The sequence below is a fragment of the Serratia sp. SCBI genome, from assembly GCF_000747565.1.
GTDB lineage: Bacteria > Pseudomonadota > Gammaproteobacteria > Enterobacterales > Enterobacteriaceae > Serratia > Serratia ureilytica.
The window spans coordinates 2791358-2812423 of record NZ_CP003424.1 but is presented as its reverse complement, the minus strand read 5'-3'; the positions used below and the strand labels follow the sequence as shown (position 1 = coordinate 2812423).

Genomic DNA, 21066 nt, shown 5'->3' with positions numbered 1-21066 from the left:
ATCACTTACGGTACGGCCGGACGTTCGCGCGTTTGCGCGGAGCCCTGTGGCAGGGGCGTGCCATTGTTAACCGCGAGTAATGGAGAAAGAATGATGAAAAACTGGAAAACCAGCGCTGAACAGATCCTGACGGCGGGGCCGGTGGTGCCTGTTATCGTGATCAACACGCTGGAACAGGCGGTGCCGCTGGCGAAAGCATTGGTTGCCGGCGGCGTGCGGGTACTGGAGGTGACGCTGCGCACCGCCTGTGCGCTGGAAGCTATCCGCGCTATCGCCAAAGAGGTGCCGGAGGCGATCATCGGCGCCGGTACGGTGATCAATCCACAGCAGCTGCGGGAGGTGACCGAGGCCGGGGCGCAGTTCGCCATCAGCCCGGGGCTGACCGACGCTTTGCTGCAGGCGGCGACGGCGGGGTCAATCCCGTTGATCCCGGGCATCAGCACCGTATCTGAACTGATGCAGGGCATGGATTACGGCCTGCGCGAATTCAAATTCTTCCCGGCGGAAGCCAACGGCGGCGTGAAGGCGCTGCAGGCGATCGGCGGCCCGTTCCCGCAGGTGCGTTTCTGCCCGACCGGCGGCATCTCGCCGGACAATTACCGCAGCTATCTGGCGCTGAAAAGCGTGCTGTGCATCGGCGGCTCCTGGCTGGTGCCGGCCGATGCGCTCGAAAGCGGCGACTACGCGCGCATCACTGAACTGGCGCGCAGCGCCGTCAACGGCGCCGCGTTGTAACCCGCGCCAGGCCTGGGGGTGGCGCTTATTTGCTCACCCGCGGATATCGCAAGGCTCAACGCTCCGTTGGGTCCTTTTTTAATTTTTATCGCGATTAACTTTCTTATTTTTTAACCCGTTTTTTTCTGCTTTTTTATGAAAACGGCAGTTTGCTTTCTTATTTGGGCTGTGGTAAAAATATCTCAGTTGAAAATTTTACTTTTATGAGGATATTGGGCAAATCGCACGGTGTGCGGCTGATAATAGAGAATTATTATGATGACTATTAACGGAACTACCCTCAGAACCTCTACGTGCCAACTCTTCCTGTCTGCGATCCTTGCCAGTGAGCATCACTGGTGCAGCGAGCTATAGCGTCTTTCTCCCTTAACCGGTGCTGGTAGCGGGCTTACGCCTTCGCTCTACCGTTCAGCCGGGCAAACATTCTTTTTGCGTTTGGGTCAGTTTATCCCCAGGGATCTCTGCGTCTTGCGCGCCGTACTGCGGCCGTTCGACGAGATAAATCGGGATAAATATGCCTTGGCGCGCGTTATTCGCCGTTTGGGAGAAAAATTATGATTTATTGGATCTTTTTAGGTTTGGCCATCATGACCGAAATCATCGGCACCTTGTCGATGAAATACGCCAGCGTCAATGGCGGCATGATCGGGCATATCGTGATGTACGTGATGATCACCGCGTCTTATGTGTTGCTGTCAGTAGCGGTAAAACGCGTGGCGTTGGGCGTGGCTTATGCGCTGTGGGAAGGTATCGGCATTCTGTTCATTACCCTGTTCAGCGTGCTGTGGTTCGACGAGCCCATTTCGGCGCTGAAGGTACTGGGTCTGGCTACGCTGATCGCCGGTATCATGCTGGTGAAATCCGGTACCCGCAAAGAGCGAAAACAGGTCAGCCCGCGAGGTGACAACCATGCAACAGTTTGAGTTGTACCACATTGGGTTCCTGGGATTGGCCATCGTGCTGGAAATCATCGCCAACATCTTCCTGAAGATGTCGGACGGTTTCCGTAAAATTTGGCTGGGATTGCTGTCGCTGCTGTCGGTACTCGGTGCGTTCAGCGCCCTGGCGCAGGTGGTAAAAGGCATCGATCTGTCAATCGCTTACGCGTTGTGGGGCGGTTTCGGTATCGCCGCCACCATCGCCGCAGGCTGGATCATGTTCGGCCAGCGGTTGAACGCCAAAGGCTGGATTGGCCTGGCGCTGCTGTTGACGGGGATGGTGATCCTCAAACTGTCCTGATAGCGGGCAATAAAAAACCGCAGGCGTTGCCGTCTGCGGTTTTTTTTCGTCTGCGCGTGGCTTACAGCGCGGCGATGATTTTAATTTCCACCTTGTACTTCGGATTCATCAGCTGAGCCTGCACGGTGCAGCGCACCGGCGCGCTGCCGGCGACGACCCAGGCGTCCCAGGCGGCGTTCATCGCGGCGAAGTCGGCGGTATTGGCCAGGAAGATGGTGGCATCCAGAATACGGCTTTTGTCCGACCCTACACGTTCCAGCAGCACGTCGATGGCTGCAAGGGCGTTGGCGGTCTGCGCGGTCGCGTCATCATCCAGATTCTCAGGCACGCTGGTGTAGTAAACGGTCTCGTTGTGCACCACGGCTTCGGACCAGCGCTGATCGGGATCAATTCTTTCGATATTCATTTGCTTATCTCCATATCATAGTCCCGCTAAGGGTAGCACAGCCGGTGATGAAAAAGCGCGGCGATAAAGTGGGTGGTAGCCGGGCGGCAGGCTTGGCATAATCACCGCTGAATGACACCGGCAGAGAGACAGCGTGACAGACGATTTTGCAACAGACGGCGCATTGGCGCAGGCTATCAAGGGATTCAAACCGCGTGAGCCGCAGCGGCAGATGGCGCAAGCCGTTACCGAAGCGATCAATTTCAAGCAGGAACTGGTGGTGGAAGCCGGCACCGGCACCGGCAAAACCTTCGCTTATCTGGCGCCGGCGCTGCGTGCCGATCGCAAAGTGATCATCTCCACCGGTTCGAAAGCGCTGCAGGATCAGCTGTATGCGCGCGATCTGCCCACCGTCGCCAAGGCGCTGAAGTACAAAGGCAAGCTGGCGCTGCTGAAGGGGCGCTCCAACTACCTGTGTCTGGAGCGTCTTGAGCAACAGTCGATGGCCGGCGGGGAGCTGGCGGGGCAGACGTTGATCGATCTGGTGCAACTGCGCAAGTGGTCGTCGCAGACCAAAGAGGGTGATATCAGCACCTGCAGCGAAGTGGCGGAAGACAGCTTCGTCTGGCCATTGGTGACCAGCACCAATGACAACTGTCTCGGCAGCGACTGCCCGCTGTATCAGGATTGCTTCGTGGTCAAAGCGCGCCGCCGCGCGATGGATGCGGATGTGGTGGTGGTGAACCATCACCTGTTCCTGGCGGATATGGTGGTGAAAGAGGGCGGCTTCGCCGAGCTGATCCCGGAAGCCGAGGTGATGATTTTCGATGAAGCGCACCAAATTCCCGACATCGCCAGCCAGTATTTCGGCCAGCAGCTCACCAGCCGCCAACTGCTGGATCTGGCGAAGGACATCACCATCGCCTACCGCACCGAGGTGCGCGATGCCGCCCAACTGCAAAAAAGCGCCGACCGTCTCAGCCTGAGCACGCAAGATTTCCGTCTGAATCTGGGGGAGCCGGGTTTTCGCGGCAACCTGCGGGATGTGCTCGGCGAACCGAACGTGCAGCGTGCTTTGTTGCTGCTCGATGACGCGCTGGAGCTGTGTTATGACGTCATGAAACTGTCGCTGGGGCGTTCGGCGCTGCTGGACGCCGCCTTTGAGCGCGCCACGCTGTATCGCGCGCGTCTCAAACGCCTCAAGGCGGTGACGGAACCGGGCTACAGCTATTGGTATGAGTGCAATTCGCGCCACTTCGTGTTGGCGCTGACGCCGCTGACGGTGGCCGATCGTTTCCGCGAAATGCTGGACGAGAAACCGGGCAGCTGGATCTTTACCTCGGCCACGCTGTCGGTTAACGATCAGTTGGGTCACTTCACCGAACGGCTGGGGCTGACCAAGGCCAAAACGCTGCTGTTGCCGAGCCCGTTCGACTATGCCAAACAGGCGTTGCTGTGCGTGCCGCGCTTTTTGCCTTCGCCGAATCAGCCCGGCGGGGCGCGCCAGCTGGCGCGCATGCTGCGCCCATTAATCGAAGCCAACAACGGCCGCTGCTTCTTCTTGTGCACATCGCACCAGATGATGCGCGAGCTGGCGGAAGAGTTCCGCGCCACGATGACGCTGCCGGTCTTATTGCAAGGGGAAACCAGCAAAGGGCAGCTGTTGGCACAGTTCGTCGCCGCCGGTAACGCGCTATTGGTGGCGACCAGCAGCTTCTGGGAAGGGGTGGACGTGCGTGGCGATGCGCTGTCGTGCGTGATCATCGATAAGCTGCCGTTTACCTCACCGGACGATCCGCTGCTGAAGGCGCGCATTGAAGATTGTCGCCTGCGCGGCGGCGATCCGTTCAATGACGTGCAGTTGCCGGATGCGGTCATCACCCTGAAACAGGGGGTGGGCCGTTTGATCCGCGATACCGACGATCGCGGCGTGCTGGTGATCTGCGATAACCGTCTGGTGATGCGCCCTTATGGCGAGGTGTTCCTCAATAGCCTGCCGCCTACGCCGCGTACCCGCGATCTGAAGCAGGCGATCGCCTTCTTGCAGGCCGCTGATACGTCGGCCACGTGAAAGATGAAGGGCTTACGGGGCTGTGCTACAATGCGCGCCCTGTATGAAAAACCCAGTTTTATTCCCGCCAGAGGTTGGCATGTCCACGCGAATTTTAGCGATCGATACCGCGACGGAAGCCTGTTCCGTCGCCGTCTGGAATCAAGGCGAAATCCACGCCCTGTTTGAGCTGTGCCCACGCGAGCATACGCAACGTATTTTACCTATGGTGCAGCAGGTGCTGGCGGAATCCGGCCTGGCGCTCAACCAGCTCGATGCGCTGGCCTTCGGCCGCGGCCCCGGCAGTTTTACCGGGGTGCGCATCGGCATCGGCATCGCTCAGGGCCTGGCGCTGGGTGCCGATCTGCCGATGATCGGCGTTTCTACGCTGCAAACCATGGCGCAGGGCGCCTGGCGCGTCAGCGGCGCGGAGCGTGTGCTGGCGGCGATCGATGCGCGCATGGGCGAGGTCTACTGGGGGCAGTTCGAACGTCAGGCCGACGGCCGTTGGTTGGAAAGCGAAGGCGAGGCGGTGCTGTCGCCGGCGCAGGCGCTCGAGCGTGCACAGCGCCTGCAGGGCGAATGGGCCCACGTTGGCACCGGCTGGCAAACCTACCCCGATCTGGTCAACGGTTCCACGCTGAGCGTGCGCGACGGCCTGATGCTGTTGCCGCAGGCGGAAGACATGTTGCCGCTGGCGCTGCACGCCTGGCAACAGGGGCTGGTGGTGGCGGTGGAAAACGCCGAGCCGACCTACCTGCGCAATGAAGTGACCTGGAAAAAACTGCCGGGCCGCGAGTAATCACGGCGTTATTGTGCTGATGTTGATGCCGGGCGATGAAGGCCTGCAACTTGAACGCTGAAACGCGGTCAAAGTTACAGGCATTTCAGGAGATTGCGACCATGTTAATCCGCACTGCAAGTAAAAAGCTGTCGCTGCTGGCCGTCGCCTGCGGCGCGCTGGTTCTGACCGGGTGCGTCACCGTACCGGATGCGATCAAAGGCTCCAGCCCTTCGCCGGTGACTCAGCTTTCCTCGGTACAAAATGCACCGAACCTGTTTACCGGCGCGGAAGCCCGCTTCGGCGGCACCGTGGTGAACGTCGCCAACGAACAAGGGCGCACGCTGCTGGAGATCGCGGCGGTGCCGCTTGACAGCGGTGCGCGGCCGATACTGGGTGAACCGTCGAACGGCCGCTTGCTGGCCACGGTGAACGGCTTCCTCGAACCGGTCGATTTCAAAGGCCAATTGGTGACCGTCGTCGGCCCTATCACCGGCCTGAAAGAGGGGCGGATCGGCATGACGCCATATCGCTTCGTAACGATGAACGTGACCGGTTTCAAGCGCTGGCATCTGGTACAGCAGGTGGTGATGCCGCCTGCGCCGATGGGCCCTTGGGGCTGGCGCGGTGGCCCGTGGGGACCCGGCTGGGGCGCCGGCTATGGCTGGTACAACCCCGGCCCGGCACAGGTGCAAACCATCGTAACCGAGTAACATACGCTTGATGTGAACAAATTTGACAGGGCGGCTCAGGCCGCCCTTTTGTTTTTTGGGATAAGGAATATCCGACAATTAGTGACGTACATCGCAACCTGAGTAATGTTTAAAACCCGAACTGGTCTGCTGAGTTAAAATATTGTTATGGTTAGGCTGCGAGTTTGAGGGCTGCGATGATAATTAGTAATGATTTCAGGAGTAATACCTTGGATAAGGTCTGGTTAAAACGGTATCCGGCAGATGTGCCCGCAGAGATTGATGCCGATCGCTATTCGTCGTTGATCGAAATGTTTGAGCATGCCGTGCAGCGCTATGCCGATCAGCCCGCCTTTATCAATATGGGTGAGGTGATGACCTTCCGCAAACTGGAAGAACGCAGCCGGGCTTTCGCGGCTTACCTGCAAAATGAGCTGGGCCTGAAGAAGGGCGACCGCGTCGCGCTGATGATGCCTAACCTGTTGCAATACCCCATTGCCCTGTTCGGCATTCTGCGCGCCGGCATGGTGGTGGTCAACGTCAACCCGCTGTATACCCCGCGCGAGCTGGAGCACCAGTTGAATGACAGCGGCGCCAGTGCCATCGTCATCGTCTCCAACTTTGCCCATACGCTGGAAAAAGTGGTGTTCAACACCCAGGTCAAACACGTGATCCTGACGCGCATGGGCGATCAGCTGTCGGCTGCCAAGGGCACGTTGGTCAACTTCGTGGTCAAATACGTTAAGCGTCTGGTGCCGAAATACAATCTGCCGGACGCCATTTCCTTCCGCAGCGCGCTGCAGCGCGGCCGCCGTTTACAATATGTAAAACCGGACATCATTAATGCCGATCTGGCTTTCCTGCAATACACCGGCGGCACCACCGGGGTGGCGAAGGGGGCGATGCTGACGCACCGCAACATGCAGGCCAACCTTGAGCAGGCCAAGGCTGCCTATTCGCCGCTGTTCCGTGAAGGGCAGGAGCTGGTGGTGACGGCGCTGCCGCTGTATCACATTTTCGCGCTGACGGTGAACTGCCTGCTGTTTATCGATCTGGGCGGGCGCAATTTGCTGATCACCAACCCGCGTGACATTCCGGGCCTGGTGAAAGAATTGGGCAAATACCCGTTCACCGCCATGAGCGGGGTGAATACGCTGTTCAATGCGTTGCTGAATAACGAAGACTTCCACAAGCTCGATTTCTCTACGCTGCGTTTCTCGGTCGGCGGCGGCATGTCGGTGCAAAAATCGGTGGCCGAGAAGTGGGAGAAAACCACCGGCAAACACCTGCTGGAAGGTTACGGCCTGACGGAGTGCGCGCCGCTGGTGGCCGGCAACCCTTACGATCTTAAGCACTACAGCGGCAGCATCGGTCTGCCGGTGCCGTCGACGGACATTCGGTTAGTGGACGACAACGGCCATGATGTGCCGCCGGGCGAGCCGGGCGAACTGTGGGTCAAAGGGCCGCAAGTTATGTTAGGCTATTGGCAGCGCCCGGATGCCACCGACGAAGTGCTGAAAGACGGCTGGCTGGCGACCGGTGATGTGGTGACCGTGGACGATCAGGGATTTGTACGCATCGTCGACCGCAAGAAAGACATGATCCTGGTCTCGGGTTTCAACGTGTATCCGAACGAGATTGAAGATGTGGTCAGCCAGCACCCGAAAGTGCTGGAATGTGCGGCAATCGGCGTGCCCAGCGAGGCCTCCGGCGAAACGGTGAAGATCTGCGTGGTGAAGAAAGACGCCTCGCTGACCAAGGAAGAGCTGTTGACCCATTGCCGACGCCACCTGACCGGGTATAAAGTGCCTAAAATTGTTGAGTTCCGCGATGAACTGCCGAAGTCGAACGTCGGCAAGATTTTGCGGCGAGAATTGCGCGATGAGCAAAAAGCGCCTAAGCCGGCCGATGCCGCCTAGGTTTTGCTCTCGCGTCAGCCTATCAACAACGCCGGTGAATGCCGGCGTTGTTGTGTTTGAATCCTACAAGAGAATGATGTTTTGAATTATCAGTTGATCACTACCGATGCCGGATTGCAGCAGGTCTGCGAGCAGGCGAGAAAGCATGCCCAGGTTGCGCTGGACACCGAGTTTGTCAGAACGCGTACCTACTATCCGCAGCTGGGCCTGATCCAGCTTTACGACGGTGAACAACTCTCCCTTATCGATCCTCTGCCGATCAAGCACTGGCAACCGTTTGTCGAGCTGCTGGCCGACACCGCCGTGGTGAAGTTCCTGCATGCCGGCAGTGAAGATCTTGAAGTGTTTCTCAACGCCTTTAAAACGCTGCCGACGCCGATGATCGACACTCAGATCCTGGCGGCCTTTACCGGTCGGCCGCTCTCCTGCGGCTTTGCGACGCTGGTGGCGGAGTACATGAAGGTTGAACTGGACAAGAGCGAGTCGCGCACCGATTGGCTGGCGCGCCCGCTGACTGAAAGACAGTGCGTGTATGCGGCCGCCGACGTGTTCTACCTGCTGCCGATGGCCAAACAGCTGGTGCAGGAGACCGAAGAGGCCGGCTGGACCGCTGCGGCCAATAACGAGTGCTTGCTGCTGTGCCAACGCCGTAGCGAGGCGCTGGCGCCGGAAGTGGCCTATCGCGAAATCAGCAATGCCTGGCAGTTGCGCCCGCGTCAGCTTGGGTGTCTGCAGAAGTTGGCGGAATGGCGGTTGCGCCAGGCGCGCGAGCGCGATCTGGCGGTGAACTTCGTGGTTCGCGAGGAGAACCTGTGGCAGGTGGCGCGCTTTATGCCGTCTTCGCTGGGAGAACTGGATTCGCTGGGCCTGAGCGGGCCGGAGATCCGTTATCACGGCAAAACGCTGTTGGCGCTGGTGGCCGAAGCCGAAGCGCTGGAGGAGTCCGATTTGCCGGCGCCGTTGGCTAACCTTATCGATCAGCCGGGCTACAAGAAGGTGTTTAAGGACATCAAGGCCGCTATCGCCACCGTCAGCGAGCAAAGCGGGTTGAGCAGCGAGCTGCTGGCATCCCGTCGCCAAATTAACCAATTGTTGAACTGGCATTGGAAACTGAAGGACGGCGAGAGTCGCCCTGAATTAATCAGCGGCTGGCGCGGCGATTTATTAATGGCGCCGTTGCAGGACATCCTGAAAGATTATTAATCGCTGGTTATCACCAGGGCAGGGTAGGGAAACTCTGCTCGGGTGAATATAGGCAGGAAATAATGCGTTGAAGGTAAATCTGGCCAGAATTTACTTTAAACGAGGTGGCGGCAAAGTTAATTGGGAATTGTCCCAAAGGGAAAAATCGATTTTTTGCTGCCGATAATGCTTAATAACTGGATGCACATACAGTTACCCCCTGCATAAAATATACAGGGGGTAATTAATGCGTCGCAATCATTTAGCTGCTTCTTCCGATTCCGGTAATGTCACGTTAAGTTCAAGTACCGAAATATCGTCCCCTTTCTGCTCGAACTGCACATGCAGCATTTCAGGATCGATCTGAATGTATTTGCAAATAACCGCCAGAATATCGCGTTTCAAATCAGGCAGATACGGGGGCTCACTGTCCCCGCGACGACGCTCTGCGACGATAATCTGCAGCCGTTCCTTGGCTATATTGGCTGTCTGTTTTTTGCGGGACAGAAAGAAGTCTAATAAGGCCATGGTTTATCCCCCAAAAAGGCGTTTCAGGAAACCCTTCTTCTCTTCTTCAATGAAGCGGAATGGGCGTTCTTCCCCCAACAAGCGGCAAACGGTATCGTCATACGCCTTACCGGCGTCTGACTCGGCATCCAGAATGACAGGCTCACCCTGGTTGGAAGCACGCAGTACGGACTGGTCTTCCGGGATCACACCCACCAGTGGAATGCGCAGGATTTCCAGCACGTCTTCCATGCTCAGCATGTCGCCACGGCTGACGCGGCCCGGGTTGTAACGGGTCAGCAGCAGGTGTTCCTTGATAGGCGATTCGCCTTTCTCGGCGCGGCGCGATTTGGAGGAAAGGATGCCCAGGATACGGTCGGAGTCGCGTACCGAAGAGACTTCCGGGTTGGTGGTGATGATAGCTTCGTCGGCGAAATACAGCGCCATCAGCGCACCGGTTTCGATACCGGCCGGTGAGTCGCAGACCACGAAGTCAAAATCCATCTCGCCGAGATCGTTGAGGACTTTTTCAACGCCTTCACGGGTTAACGCGTCTTTGTCGCGTGTCTGCGAAGCCGGCAGGATATAGAGGTTTTCAGTGCGTTTGTCTTTGATCAACGCCTGATTCAGCGTGGCGTCGCCCTGAATCACGTTCACGAAATCATAAACTACCCGACGTTCGCAGCCCATGATCAGGTCAAGATTACGCAGGCCGATATCGAAATCGATCACGACGGTTTTCTTGCCTTTCTGGGCCAGGCCGGTAGCGATGGCCGCGCTCGAAGTGGTCTTGCCAACGCCCCCTTTACCCGATGTAACAACAATAATGCGTGCCATGAAATGGATTCCTTGTCAAAAGGGCTTAATTTAAAGGTTGTATGGTTAAAGCGTTATCCAACAGGCTGAGTCGTACGGCCTGCCCGACGTAATCGGACGGGATTTGGTCGCTCAACCAGTACTGCCCTGCGATAGAGACTAGCTCAGCCGCCAGGTGGGTGCAAAAAATCTGACATTGCGTGTCGCCTGACGCGCCTGCCAGCGCGCGACCGCGCATCATGCCATAGACATGAATGTTGCCGTCGGCAATCAGTTCGGCGCCGGCGCTGACGCTGCTGGTCACGATAAGATCGCAGTTGCGGGCGTAAATCTGTTGGCCGGAACGGACAGGGGTGCTGATGATACGCGTTTTGGCGGGGGCGTTATCCGCCACCACGGGCGCAGGTGCAGGCTCCGGCGCCGCCATTTTCTGGCCTCTGCCTTCGCTCAGCAACGGCAGCCCGGCACGGGCTATCGCGCGCTTTTGACGCTCATCTCTGCAACCGCTGATACCCACAACGCGCAGACCTGCCGCCGCGACAGCCTGTTGAAGTTCTTTCCAGTTCGCATCGCCATCCAGCGTTGCGACGTTGATAACAACAGGGGCGTTTTTCAGAAAAGCGGGCGCTTGCTCAACTTTTTCCTGTAACGCCTGGCGTATTACCTCGGGCTGCGAATTATGCAAATGAACAACCGATAGGGTAAAACTGCTGCCTTTTAGCTCAATTGGCGATTGTGACATCTATCCTGACTCAGTCTCAGCAACTTTAAATCCCCGGAATACCACTCGGGGTGCGATATTCCGATGTACTATAAGCATGTTATAGTCAGAGTTATATCCAGGCAAGACGCTCCCTCAATTAAATAGAGTTAAAAAAATGCTTTGTGTGATCTATAGAAGCCCGAAACGCGATCAAACTTATCTTTATGTCGAAAAAAAAGACGATTTCTCTCGTGTGCCGGAAGCGCTGATGAAAAGTTTCGGCGTACCGCAATTCGCCATGATGCTTTCACTCGATGAACGCAAGAAATTGGCCTCGGCGGATATCGAAAAGGTGAAACAGGCGCTGAAAGACGAAGGTTATTACCTGCAGTTCCCGCCGCCGGTGGAAAACCTGCTCAATCAGCATTTGGCGGGGGACAAGGCCTGAGACCGCCGCTACGGTCAGGGGAGGCATGATGACACGTTCGACGAGAAGTACCGCGTTGGCCGTTTGGCTGGCGCTGGGCGGTGCGATGATGCCGGGCGCACCGCAGGCGTCGCAGGAGACGACGTTGGCGACCAGCGGGCGCGATCCGGCGCAGTTCCCGGCGTATGTCGAGCAACTGAAGCGCCGGGCGCGGGAACAGGGCATCAGTCAGGCCACCCTTGACCGCGCCTTTGCGCAAATCCATTTCGTCGATCGGGTGATCAAGGCCGATCGCAATCAGCCGGAGCAGAAGATCACTTTGGATGATTACCTGCGGCGGGTGATGTCGCCCGCCAAGGTGCGGCAGGGGCGCGAACTGTACCGGCAGCGCCATGCGCAATGGCTGCGGGCCAGCGAACGCTATCGGGTGCCGGGGCGCTATATCATCGCGCTGTGGGGCATGGAGAGCGCCTATGGCAAGATCCAGGGGCGGGAGGACGTGGTGTCCGCGCTGGCGACGCTGGCGTTCGAAGGGCGCCGCGAGGCCTTTTTCAGCCGGGAGCTGCTGGCGGCGTTGCAGATAGTCGAACAGGGGCACGTTGGCGATACGCCACTGAAAGGGTCCTGGGCCGGCGCGATGGGGCAATGTCAGTTTATGCCAAGCTCCTTCCTGCGCTATGCGGCGGACGGCGACGGTGACGGACGCATCGATATCTGGAATAACATTGACGACGTTTTCGCGTCCACGGCCAGCTACCTGTCCAAAGAGGGCTGGCAGCCCGGCATCGGTTGGGGGCGCGAGGTCAAACTGCCCGCCGGCTTCAATCGAGCCGAACTGGGCCTGAAAGACGCGCAGGCGCGCAGCGTCAACGACTGGCAGAAACGCGGCGTGCGCCGTGCGGATGGCCGCGCGTTGCCGCACGCCGTGCAGCGCGGCTGGATCATCGCGCCGGATGATCTGCAGGGGCGGACCTTCCTGGTCTATGATAATTTCCGCACCCTGATGCACTGGAATCGCTCTTACTATTTCGCTATCGCCGTGGGTATGATGGCAGACGCGATCGGGCATTGATCCGGCACACCAATAATCGGCTTGGCGCGCCAAGCCTCTACAGTTTGGGAGAAGCGGTATGTATCAACACAGAGACTGGCAGGGTTCGCTGCTCGATTTCCCGGTGAACAAGGTGGTCTGCGTCGGCAGCAACTACGCCGATCACATCAAGGAAATGGGCAGCGCGGTGTCCGTCGAGCCGGTGGTGTTCATCAAACCTGAAACGGCGTTATGCGATATCCGCCAGCCGGTGGCCATCCCTAAAGAGTTCGGTGCGGTGCATCATGAGGTAGAGCTGGCGGTACTGATCGGCACGCCGTTGAAGCAGGCCAACGAAGATCGCGTGGCGCGTGCGATTGCCGGTTACGGCGTGGCGCTTGATCTGACGCTGCGCGATCTGCAAGCCGGTTTTAAAAAGGCCGGTCAGCCCTGGGAGAAGGCCAAGGCCTTCGACGGGTCTTGTCCGATGTCAGGGTTTATCCCGGTGGCGGAATTCGGCGATCCGCAAAACGCCGAGCTGTCGTTGACCGTCAACGATCAACTGCGCCAGCAGGGCAATACGCGTGACATGATCACGCCGATCCTGCCGCTAATCAGCTACATGAGCCGTTTCTTCACGCTGCGCGCCGGCGACATCATCCTGACCGGCACGCCGCAGGGCGTAGGCCCGATGGTTTCCGGCGACATGCTGAAAATCAGTCTGAACGGTAAAGCGCTCAGCACCCGGGTGATCTGAACGCTGTTGGCCGCCGGCATCGTCGGCGGCAAAACTTGCATCTCGCGGCTAAAATGTCTATATAGTCCCCCTCGAACCTGTGCGCAGGTGAGTTATCCATTTACCGAAACCGGACGCTAACATGTCACAACTCGCTTTTTGGCAACAGAAAACGCTGGCGGAAATGTCAGAACAAGAGTGGGAATCGCTGTGCGACGGGTGCGGGCAATGCTGTTTGAATAAGCTGATCGACGAAGATACCGACGAGATTTATTTTACCAACGTAGCCTGCAACCAGCTCAACATCAAATCCTGCCAATGCCGTAACTACGAGCGGCGCTTCGAGCTGGAAGAGGACTGCATCAAATTGACGCGCGAAAACCTCACCACCTTCGATTGGTTGCCGCCGACCTGCGCCTATCGCCTGATCGGCGAAGGCAAGCCGCTGTTCCCCTGGCACCCGTTGCTGAGCGGCTCCAAGGCGGCGATGCACGGTGAGCGCATCACGGTGCGGCATATCGCGGTGCGCGAGAGCGAAGTGGTGGACTGGCAGGACCATATCCTCAACAAGCCGGACTGGGCCAGATAACGCCGGCCCCCTTGCGCAGCAAGACGCGTTTTCATGCAAGAGGGCGGCGTGTCAGGACACGCCGCCCTCTGCAATTGCGCTAACCGGCAGGCGTGAGGTTATGGCATAAGCCGTCACTTCACTCTTTTTTGTCGCGGCGGCGCCAGTTGGCCAGATTTTTCAGCGGCTGCTTCACGTAAGGGCTGGCTTTAATCAGGCTGAACAGCAGTTTATTTACCGCCGTCCCCACTTTGTCCATCGGCCGGTCGATATCGAGAAACAGCACCGCACGCAGTTCGTCGGTATCATTGCGCACCTCGTGTTCATAAGAGTCATCAAACAAAATGACCTTGCCTTCATCCCAGTGCAGGATCTGATCGTCGACGCGGATCCAGAGCTTTTCCCGATCCTTTGGCACGATCAATCCCAAATGCGCGCGCACCACGGCGCGAGTCGGGCCTTTGTGGGGGACGATGTGATAGTGCGGTTTAAGGATCGAAAACATGGCGGTGCGCATGCCGGGGATCTCGCTGACCGCCTGTGCGGTGTGCGGACAAATGGCGCAGTTCTCATCAACGCGCTGCCCGTAGACAAATAGCCCGAAGGTTTTCCAATTATCCCCTTTGGAGATGCGTTTCTGATCCGGTGATATTTGGTGGAACGCGGGGATGTCCTCCGGGTGCTCCAGTAACCGATCCAACTCTTGGCGAATGGCAGGCCAACGGGCTTCCAGCGCCGTCACCCAATTAAATTCATGATTACCGATCCGCGGCGTAGTGGAGATGAGCGAATGGCGAGTCTGAAATTCGCCGTTCCAGCTCAGGAATTTTTTCCCTGCTTTGAGCAGCATGCGCCGCAGGAACGGGCGCTGAGACGTGGGGGGAAAGGTGCTATCCGGCATAAATCGTGTCCTTGATATCATTGGCCTACTGCATTCAGCATAAGGAAAGAATCACGAACGATTTTAATCATTAGTGCGTGAACGTTGGCCGATGAGTGATACCGCGCAGAGTTAAATTTGAATGATTTATTTAAAGGCAGAGGGGACTGACGGTTGGGGGGAGAAGGAAAAAAGCCCCTGCAAAGATGAGGGGCAAGACACACAACAACACCAGGGAAATCGGTAGTACTCACTTTGCCGATACTATAAGGATTTTATGGGCAAACTTCACCAAAATATTGTGCTCTGAATGTGACAAAGACGCAGTCGTTCATAAATAACGGTAATTTATTGATGCCCGCAGGCCGTGAGGAAAGTGCCTGCACAGCATGTGTTGGCCCGCTGGCAACGCAGAAGCTTAATGTTATGTAAATTACGCGCTTAATCGAGCCAGGATGCTTCTTTTTAAACGATAAGTTGGGTAATTTGGCCGCTCTCCCGCAAGTTCGAGAGCATAACAATGAAAATGGTCCGTCTGTTTGCCGTAGCTGGGGCACTGATCGTGCTCGTTTACTTCCTTACACATACCTGAAATGGGGTTATCTCTGAATTCAACAATAATACCCTAAAAAACGGCGCCCTGAGGCGCCGTTTTTTGTTTGTTGGCCTATCAGCGGCCGAACAAATCGCGGCGGCGTGGGCGGACAAATTGCGCGATCAGCACAATCAGCGCCACCAGCAGATAGGTACCGAAGATACCCACCAGCCACTGTGGCATTTCCAGCGTCAGGAACTGCCATTGACGCACGGAACAGTCACCGGAAGCGTGGAACACCGCAGGCAGCCATTTATCCAGCGGCAGCCAGGACGGGAAGCTGACGAAGAAATCGCAGGTATTGAACGGCGAGGGGTGCAGTTGGATCATGGTGTGTTTCCACGCCAGCTGTACGCCTTCCCAGGCGCTGTAGATCCACAGCAGGATCGCCACATAGCGCAGCGGCGTTTTCGGCGCGATGGCGCCCACCAGTGAGGCGCCGAGGATGCCGAACAGCGCGCAACGCTCGTAAATGCACATGACGCAGGGCTGCAGCAGCATAACGTGCTGGAAATAGAGCGCGACCAGTTCCAACACCAACGCTGTCAGGGCCATCAGCAGCCAGGCGCCGCGTCCTTGTGAACAGCGGTTAAAGAATTGCAACATATCTAGATTCTTCCATGCAGTAAGCAATTGAACCGGCAGTGTAAACCAATTCCCCCTCGCTGCCAGCCACCTGGGCCGGTTTCAGCGTAAAAATAGTCGGTTTACCCTGCCGGCGCCGCATCAGTGGCCGATGGCGTCGACAGGCGGCAGCGTCAGCCAGTGCCACTGTGTCAACAGTTCGGTCGCCGGCTCCAGCGTGAACTGTACGCACAGCAGGCCGACCACGGTCAATACGATCGTATAAGGCAGAGCCATCCACACCATGCGGCCATACGACAGACGCACCAGCGGCGCCAAGGCCGACGTCAAAAGGAACAGGAACGCCGCCTGGCCGTTGGGGGTCGCGACCGAAGGCAGGTTGGTGCCGGTATTGATGGCGACCGCCAGCAGTTCGAACTGTTTCAGCGCAATGGCGCCGGTTTCCAGCGCGGTGCGCGCTTCGTTGATGTAAACCGTGCCGACGAATACGTTGTCGGAAACCGACGACAGCAGACCGTTGAACAGGTAGAACAGCGAAAGCTGAGAAGCGGGCTCGGCGCGCAGTACAAACTGGATCACCGGGCTGAACAGGTGTTGCTCAATGATCACGGCCACCACGGTGAAAAATACCGTCAGCAGGGCGGTGAACGGCAGCGCCTCCTGGAACGCTTTGCCGATGGCGTGTTCGTCGTTCACGCCGCACAGCGATGTGGCGAGAATGATGACCGACAGGCCGATCAGCCCGACTTCCGCCAGGTGGAAGGCCAGCGCCAGCACCAGCCAAACGCCGATCAGCGCCTGCATCACCAGCTTGAGCCTTTCTTGCTTGCTGCGGCCTGCGGTGGCCTTGCGATCATACTCTTTCAGCACCTCACGCACCGCTTCCGGCAGTGGCGTGCCGTAGCCAAACAGGCGAAAACGCTCTACCAGCCAGCAGACCAGCAGGCCGCATGCCAGCACCGGCAAAGTGACCGGCGCCATCCGCAGGAAGAAGTCGATAAAGCCCCAGCCCGCGCTTTTGGCGATGATCAGGTTCTGTGGCTCGCCCACCATGGTCATGACTCCGCCGAGCGCGGTGCCGACGCCGGCGTGCATCAGCAGGCTGCGCAGAAAGGCGCGGAATTGCTCCAGCGTCTGCTTGCGCTCTTCGCCGGTGAAATCGCTGTCATCGCCGATGTCGCCGTCGGAGCGGTTCGACGTCACATTGTGATAGATGGAATAGAACCCCGTGGCGACGCTGATCACTACCGCGACGACCGTCAGCGCATCGAGGAAGGCGGAAAGGAAGGCGGCCGCCAGGCAGAACGCCAGCGACAGCAGCGTTTTCGAGCGGATATTGAGCAGCAGCTTGGTGAACACGAACAGCAGCAGCTGCTTCATAAAGTAGATGCCGGCCACCATAAAGACCAGCAGCAGCAGCACGTCCAGATTATGTTCGATTTCTTGCGAAACCTGCGCCGGGCTGGTCATGCCGATGGCCACGGCCTCCAGCGCCAGCAGTCCGCCCGGCAGCAGCGGGTAACATTTCAACGCCATCGCCAGGGTAAAGATGAACTCGATCACCAACAGCCAACCCGCGAGAAACGGGCTGGCGAAAAAGAACACCAGCGGGTTGATCGCCAGGAAAATGAGAATGGTCAGTTTGTACCAGTCGGGAGATTGCCCCAGGAAGTTTTTGAGCAGGGCGCTGCGCAGGGTTGTTTCCATTGTCCTTTATGCATCCTTAAATCAGTCGTAGCACGTACCCTAACAACGCGGCGGGGGCGGGCGCAACCGGAGCTTGTTTTACGGCGGCAAATTTCTCAGGGCCTGTGTTTTTGCGCGTTTTTTGCCACTTTATGCACACTTTCGTTTATTGTTTTTCGCTCACGCTATGTCATGTCTGTGTGATCTGGTATGATGAGCTGATTACTTTTACTGATTTTATCGTCGCAACGGAACGTCAAACACATGGTCATAAAAGGCGCAGAGTCCTGCCGGTTTCGCGGAAGAGTACATTATTGAGAGTATTTGGAATAATCGCTTCCCCCCTGGCTCTATTTTGCCCGCGGAGCGTGAGCTTTCGGAGTTGATTGGCGTCACGCGCACCACGTTACGTGAAGTGTTGCAACGTCTGGCCCGCGATGGCTGGTTGACCATTCAGCATGGTAAACCGACCAAAGTGAACAATTTCTGGGAAACGTCCGGCCTCAATATCCTTGAGACCGTGGCTCGTCTCGATCACAAAAGCGTCCCGCAGCTGATCGATAACCTGCTGTCCGTGCGTACCAATATCGCATCGATCTTTATTCGCGCTGCGGTGCGCAATCATCCTGAGCAGGCGCAGGAAGTGCTGGCGAAAGCCGCCGAGGTGGAAGATCAGGCGGATGCCTTCAATGTCCTGGACTATGAGATCTTCCGTGGTCTGGCGTTCGCTTCCGGCAACCCGATCTATGGCCTGATTTTCAACGGCCTGAAAGGGCTGTACACTCGCGTGGGCCGTTACTACTTCTCCAACCCGGAAGCGCGCAAGCTGGCGCTGACTTTCTACAGCAAGCTGTCTACGCTTTGCCATGAGAAGCTGTACGACCAGGTGATGGACACCGTGCGCAACTACGGTAAAGACAGCGGGGCGATTTGGCAGAGCATGCAGGGCACCATGCCGAGCGATCTGACCGAAGCGCGCCGCTGATGCCGTGCGAATGACATAATAAGGGCGCCGTGTTGGCGCCCTTTGTCGTTATGGCGGTTACAGCGGCGTAGGCCGCGGCGGGCAGCGGTCGAGCAATTCCACGCTGCCGTCTTCGTTTTGCTGCTCGAGGATCACGTCGAAGCCCCACAGGCGATGCAGGTGCTTCAACACGTCGCGGCGGCTCTTATCGAGCGGCGCGCGCTCCTGCGGGATGTAGCGCAGCGTCAGCGAACGGTCGCCGCGCAGGTCTACGTTCCAGATCTGAATGTTCGGCTCGTGGTTGCTCAGATTGTATTGAGCCGACAGCTCCTGGCGGATTGCCCGGTAGCCCGCTTCGTTATGGATCGCGGCAATTTCCAGGTAGTTGTTGCGATCGTCGTCCAGCACGGTAAACAAGCGGAAGTCGCGCATCACTTTGGGCGACAGGAACTGGCTGATAAAGCTCTCATCCTTAAAGTCGCGCATGGCGAAGTGCAACGTGTCCAACCAGTCTTTACCGGCGATGTCCGGGAACCAGTAGCGATCTTCCTCGGTCGGCGATTGGCAGATGCGCTTGATGTCCTGGAACATGGCGAAGCCCAGCGCGTAGGGGTTGATGCCGTTATAGTATGGGCTGTTGTACGGCGGCTGATAAACCACGTTGGTGTGGCTGTGCAAAAACTCCAGCATGAACCGCTCGGTCACCCGGCCTTCGTCGTAAAGATGGTTAAGGATGGTGTAGTGCCAGAAGGTCGCCCACCCCTCGTTCATTACCTGGGTCTGTTTTTGCGGGTAGAAATATTGGCTGACTTTGCGCACGATGCGCAGCACCTCACGCTGCCACGGTTCCAGCAGCGGCGCATTCTTCTCGATAAAATAGAGGATATTTTCCTGCGGTTCGCTCGGATATCGGCGCGCCTGCTCAGGCGACTCTTCGCGCTCGACGCGTGGCAGGGTCTTCCACAACGTATTCACCTGGCTTTGCAGATACTCTTCGCGGCTTTTCTGGCGCGCTTTTTCTTCCACCAAAGAGATTTTTTGCGGGCGTTTGTACCTGTCGACCCCGTAGTTCATCAGCGCATGGCAGGAGTCCAGCAGCCGTTCCACTTCTTCGACGCCGTAGCGTTCTTCGCACTGGCTGATGTAGTGGCGAGCAAACAGCAGGTAATCGACGATGGAGCTGGCGTCGGTCCAACTGCGGAACAGGTAGTTATTCTTGAAGAACGAGTTGTGGCCATAGCAGGCGTGCGCCATCACCAGCGCCTGCATGGTGATGGTGTTCTCCTCCATCAGGTAGGCGATGCAGGGATTGGAGTTGATGACGATTTCATACGCCAGCCCTTGCTGGCCCTGTTTGTAGCGCTGCTCGGTTTCGATGAATTTTTTGCCGAAGGACCAATGGGTATAGTTGATCGGCATGCCGACGCTCGAATAGGCGTCCATCATCTGTTCTGAGGTGATCACCTCGATCTGATGGGGGTAGGTGTCGAGCCGGTAATGCTTGGCGACGCGGTCGATCTGCTCCAAATACACCTGCAGCAGTTCGAACGTCCAGTCCGGTCCATCGCTCAGACGTTTATCATCCTTAACCTTGTCATGTGTTGAAGTAGTCATCAGCGCACCCTCATTATTCACGGGCCTTGCTCAAACGGCGGACCCTGTAACAAGCATAGTTCAAGTCATAATTAACCATTGCAAATCAGTGAAATAAAAATGCCGGTACGCAAAGGAGCGAACGGCGGTCGATCCGGCGCCCGTCCCGGCAGATGGCGGTGCAACACCGCGCATCTTCTCCGAGTATAGCCCTGCGGCAGGGGCGTGCAACACATTGCCTGCTGTGCGACAGGGATTGAAAACTGTTATGTTATATTGTAACTTTTCATTTTTCTCAATAACGGACAAGGAGCGCGTTTTGACGAGGCATTTGGGCAAATTGGCAGTGGCGCTGGCGGCGCTGTTCATCAGTGGGCAAACGTTGGCTCACGGGCATCATTCACATGGCAAGCCGCTGACGGAAGTGGAAAAAAAGGCGGAGGGAGGCGTGTTCGACGATAAGGACGTCAAAGATCGCGACCTGGCGGATTGGGAGGGCGTATGGCAATCCGTGTATCCGTATCTGATCAATGGGGATCTTGACCCGGTGTTCAGGAAGAAAGCGGCGCAGGATAAGAGCAAAACCTTCGCAGAGGTGAAGGCGTATTACCGCAAAGGTTACGCCACCGATGTGGATACCATTGGCATTGAGAACGGTATCATGGAATTTCACCGTGGCGACCAATCCAGCGCCTGTCAGTACAAGTACGCCGGGCATAAGATCCTGACGTATGTCTCCGGTAAGAAAGGCGTGCGTTATCTGTTCGAGTGCCAGGATGCCGACAGTCAGGCGCCGAAATTCGTACAGTTCAGCGATCACATTATCGGGCCGCGCAAATCGGCGCATTTCCATATCTTTATGGGCAACACGTCGCAGGAGGCGTTGCTGAAAGAGATGGATAACTGGCCGACCTACTACCCGTTCCAGCTGCAGACCAAAGAAGTCGTGGACGAGATGCTGCATCATTGATGCTTCTCTCTTCTGCCACCACA

At 57.3% G+C, this 21066-nt stretch carries 22 protein-coding genes; 14 read left to right on the top strand and 8 right to left on the bottom strand.

Going from position 1 to position 21066, the window contains the following annotated elements:
• Positions 1-93 precede the first annotated feature (93 nt).
• The 3 genes from SERRSCBI_RS13125 (at position 94) to mdtI (ending at position 1974) form a co-directional block, all read left to right on the top strand.
• Entirely contained in the window at positions 94-735 is a 642-nt protein-coding gene (locus tag SERRSCBI_RS13125; RefSeq protein ID WP_042785717.1) for a bifunctional 4-hydroxy-2-oxoglutarate aldolase/2-dehydro-3-deoxy-phosphogluconate aldolase, read from the top strand.
• A gap of 554 nt (positions 736-1289) precedes the next feature.
• Positions 1290-1658, top strand: coding sequence for a multidrug/spermidine efflux SMR transporter subunit MdtJ (mdtJ, locus tag SERRSCBI_RS13120; RefSeq protein WP_004932327.1), 369 nt, complete (start codon positions 1290-1292; stop codon positions 1656-1658).
• The gene (mdtI, locus tag SERRSCBI_RS13115) at positions 1645-1974 is read left to right on the top strand and encodes a multidrug/spermidine efflux SMR transporter subunit MdtI (protein WP_042784733.1); all 330 of its coding nucleotides are present in this window, start codon (positions 1645-1647) and stop codon (positions 1972-1974) included. The genes mdtJ and mdtI overlap by 14 nt, the downstream gene beginning before the upstream one ends.
• A 61-nt stretch (positions 1975-2035) precedes the next feature.
• Here the strand turns inward: mdtI and SERRSCBI_RS13110 are convergent, their stop codons facing one another.
• On the bottom strand, positions 2036-2380 hold the full coding sequence (locus tag SERRSCBI_RS13110; RefSeq protein WP_004932322.1) for a RidA family protein: 345 nt from the start codon (positions 2378-2380) through the stop codon (positions 2036-2038).
• Positions 2381-2513: 133 nt separating this feature from the next.
• On the opposite strand from SERRSCBI_RS13110, the gene SERRSCBI_RS13105 reads away from it, so the two are divergent.
• From SERRSCBI_RS13105 to rnd, 5 genes are all read left to right on the top strand, one after another.
• Positions 2514-4430, top strand: coding sequence for an ATP-dependent DNA helicase (locus SERRSCBI_RS13105; protein ID WP_004932318.1), 1917 nt, complete (start codon positions 2514-2516; stop codon positions 4428-4430).
• 79 nt (positions 4431-4509) lie between these two features.
• The gene (gene tsaB / locus SERRSCBI_RS13100) at positions 4510-5211 is read left to right on the top strand and encodes a tRNA (adenosine(37)-N6)-threonylcarbamoyltransferase complex dimerization subunit type 1 TsaB (RefSeq protein ID WP_042784732.1); all 702 of its coding nucleotides are present in this window, start codon (positions 4510-4512) and stop codon (positions 5209-5211) included.
• A 101-nt stretch (positions 5212-5312) separates the two neighbouring features.
• A complete protein-coding gene (locus SERRSCBI_RS13095; protein ID WP_021503867.1) occupies positions 5313-5903 on the top strand; it encodes a Slp family lipoprotein in 591 nt (196 codons plus the stop codon).
• A gap of 209 nt (positions 5904-6112) precedes the next feature.
• Positions 6113-7801 (top strand): long-chain-fatty-acid--CoA ligase FadD, encoded by a 1689-nt coding sequence (gene fadD, locus SERRSCBI_RS13090; protein WP_033643344.1) that lies wholly within the window; start codon positions 6113-6115, stop codon positions 7799-7801.
• An 81-nt stretch (positions 7802-7882) separates the two neighbouring features.
• Positions 7883-9004, top strand: a complete 1122-nt coding sequence (gene rnd, locus SERRSCBI_RS13085) for a ribonuclease D (protein WP_033650951.1) — start codon at positions 7883-7885, stop codon at positions 9002-9004.
• 237 nt (positions 9005-9241) lie between these two features.
• Here the strand turns inward: rnd and minE are convergent, their stop codons facing one another.
• From minE to minC, 3 genes are read right to left on the bottom strand one after another with little or no spacing between them, the layout of a single operon-like run.
• Positions 9242-9511, bottom strand: a complete 270-nt coding sequence (minE, locus tag SERRSCBI_RS13080) for a cell division topological specificity factor MinE (protein ID WP_004932303.1) — start codon at positions 9509-9511, stop codon at positions 9242-9244.
• A 3-nt stretch (positions 9512-9514) separates the two neighbouring features.
• A complete protein-coding gene (gene minD / locus SERRSCBI_RS13075) occupies positions 9515-10327 on the bottom strand; it encodes a septum site-determining protein MinD (RefSeq protein WP_004932300.1) in 813 nt (270 codons plus the stop codon).
• A gap of 25 nt (positions 10328-10352) precedes the next feature.
• Positions 10353-11048: a septum site-determining protein MinC gene (minC, locus tag SERRSCBI_RS13070; RefSeq protein ID WP_033650952.1), complete on the bottom strand. Its 696-nt coding sequence runs from the start codon at positions 11046-11048 to the stop codon at positions 10353-10355.
• A 136-nt stretch (positions 11049-11184) separates the two neighbouring features.
• On the opposite strand from minC, the gene SERRSCBI_RS13065 reads away from it, so the two are divergent.
• From SERRSCBI_RS13065 to SERRSCBI_RS13050, 4 genes are all read left to right on the top strand, one after another.
• Entirely contained in the window at positions 11185-11457 is a 273-nt protein-coding gene (locus SERRSCBI_RS13065) for a YcgL domain-containing protein (RefSeq protein WP_033643340.1), read from the top strand.
• Between the two features lie 25 nt (positions 11458-11482).
• Positions 11483-12508: a lytic transglycosylase domain-containing protein gene (locus SERRSCBI_RS13060; protein WP_369795865.1), complete on the top strand. Its 1026-nt coding sequence runs from the start codon at positions 11483-11485 to the stop codon at positions 12506-12508.
• 58 nt (positions 12509-12566) lie between these two features.
• Positions 12567-13223: a fumarylacetoacetate hydrolase family protein gene (locus tag SERRSCBI_RS13055; RefSeq protein WP_042784731.1), complete on the top strand. Its 657-nt coding sequence runs from the start codon at positions 12567-12569 to the stop codon at positions 13221-13223.
• 121 nt (positions 13224-13344) lie between these two features.
• Positions 13345-13791, top strand: coding sequence for a YcgN family cysteine cluster protein (locus SERRSCBI_RS13050; protein ID WP_025159803.1), 447 nt, complete (start codon positions 13345-13347; stop codon positions 13789-13791).
• A gap of 118 nt (positions 13792-13909) precedes the next feature.
• On the opposite strand, the gene SERRSCBI_RS13045 is transcribed toward SERRSCBI_RS13050, so the two are convergent.
• The 3 genes from SERRSCBI_RS13045 to nhaB all read right to left on the bottom strand — a co-directional run bounded on the left by SERRSCBI_RS13045 (position 13910) and on the right by nhaB (position 17537).
• Positions 13910-14671, bottom strand: coding sequence for an aspartyl/asparaginyl beta-hydroxylase domain-containing protein (locus SERRSCBI_RS13045; RefSeq protein ID WP_042784730.1), 762 nt, complete (start codon positions 14669-14671; stop codon positions 13910-13912).
• A 649-nt stretch (positions 14672-15320) separates the two neighbouring features.
• A complete protein-coding gene (gene dsbB / locus SERRSCBI_RS13040; RefSeq protein WP_038877166.1) occupies positions 15321-15851 on the bottom strand; it encodes a disulfide bond formation protein DsbB in 531 nt (176 codons plus the stop codon).
• Between the two features lie 120 nt (positions 15852-15971).
• Positions 15972-17537, bottom strand: a complete 1566-nt coding sequence (nhaB, locus tag SERRSCBI_RS13035) for a sodium/proton antiporter NhaB (protein ID WP_042784729.1) — start codon at positions 17535-17537, stop codon at positions 15972-15974.
• Positions 17538-17826: 289 nt separating this feature from the next.
• On the opposite strand from nhaB, the gene fadR reads away from it, so the two are divergent.
• Positions 17827-18501 carry a fatty acid metabolism transcriptional regulator FadR gene (gene fadR / locus SERRSCBI_RS13030; protein ID WP_049866683.1) on the top strand — a complete coding sequence of 225 codons (675 nt, stop codon included), beginning with the start codon at positions 17827-17829 and terminating at the stop codon, positions 18499-18501.
• A 57-nt stretch (positions 18502-18558) separates the two neighbouring features.
• On the opposite strand, the gene SERRSCBI_RS13025 is transcribed toward fadR, so the two are convergent.
• Positions 18559-20094, bottom strand: a complete 1536-nt coding sequence (locus SERRSCBI_RS13025) for a SpoVR family protein (protein ID WP_033643331.1) — start codon at positions 20092-20094, stop codon at positions 18559-18561.
• A 298-nt stretch (positions 20095-20392) separates the two neighbouring features.
• Here SERRSCBI_RS13025 and zinT point away from each other — a divergent pair, with 298 nt between their 5' ends.
• Positions 20393-21043 (top strand): metal-binding protein ZinT, encoded by a 651-nt coding sequence (gene zinT, locus SERRSCBI_RS13020; RefSeq protein WP_042784728.1) that lies wholly within the window; start codon positions 20393-20395, stop codon positions 21041-21043.
• Positions 21044-21066: the final 23 nt, after the last annotated feature.